The sequence below is a fragment of the Xanthomonas populi genome, assembly GCF_002940065.1.
Classification (GTDB): Bacteria; Pseudomonadota; Gammaproteobacteria; order Xanthomonadales; family Xanthomonadaceae; genus Xanthomonas; species Xanthomonas populi.
The window spans coordinates 1-554 of record NZ_MDEJ01000321.1; the positions used below are offsets into that span (position 1 = coordinate 1).

Consider the following 554-nt stretch of genomic DNA (forward strand, 5'->3'; position numbering starts at 1 on the left):
AGATCGCTGATTTTTTGAAGGTATGGTCATCATCCAGTGCGTGTCACCACGGCTACGACTTGGTTGTTCGAGGTGCCCAATAGTTGTTGACACGTTTCAAAGTGCATTTGTGCATCAGAAGAGCACTTCATCTTGGTGTTGGGTGGAGAACTATATAGATGTACTTAAAAATCTCCAGGGTGGTGCGAGAATGCCCGCCACTTCTTTAGCTACTTGGCTCTACCGAGAGATCGACTTGGGTGAGCAGGCATCGATTGCAGGAATGCTGGATAGACTTGTTTCCGATTTCAGAATATCGAGCGAAGAATTTGATGCTCTTTTTGTTAGAGAGTACGATTTTTCTGCGCAGTTTGCTGAGGTCCCAATAGATATTTCGGACATAGAGGGGCTGATCGGTACTCCGCCAGGTGTCGTACCTACTAAAGGGGTCTCGCTCCACGAGCTGAAAATTCAAGGCTTAGGACCAATTATGGACTGTTAACACTAATGGCCTGAGCGAGTAAACTATCGGGTATGGAGATCACACCAGAGCAATTTTCCCTAATCGAGCACTG

1 protein-coding gene is annotated in these 554 nt (G+C 46.6%); it reads left to right on the forward strand.

Going from position 1 to position 554, the window contains the following annotated elements:
• Positions 1–190: 190 nt before the first annotated feature.
• Positions 191–481 carry a hypothetical protein gene (locus tag XpopCFBP1817_RS21105; RefSeq protein WP_128418506.1) on the forward strand — a complete coding sequence of 97 codons (291 nt, stop codon included), beginning with the start codon at positions 191–193 and terminating at the stop codon, positions 479–481.
• The last annotated feature ends 73 nt before the right edge of the window (positions 482–554 follow it).

Excerpts from the sequence above, each read along its gene's own strand:
- XpopCFBP1817_RS21105 (WP_128418506.1), top strand. The coding sequence starts at position 191 with ATGCCCGCCACTTCTTTAGCTACTTGGCTCTACCGAGAGATCGACTTG.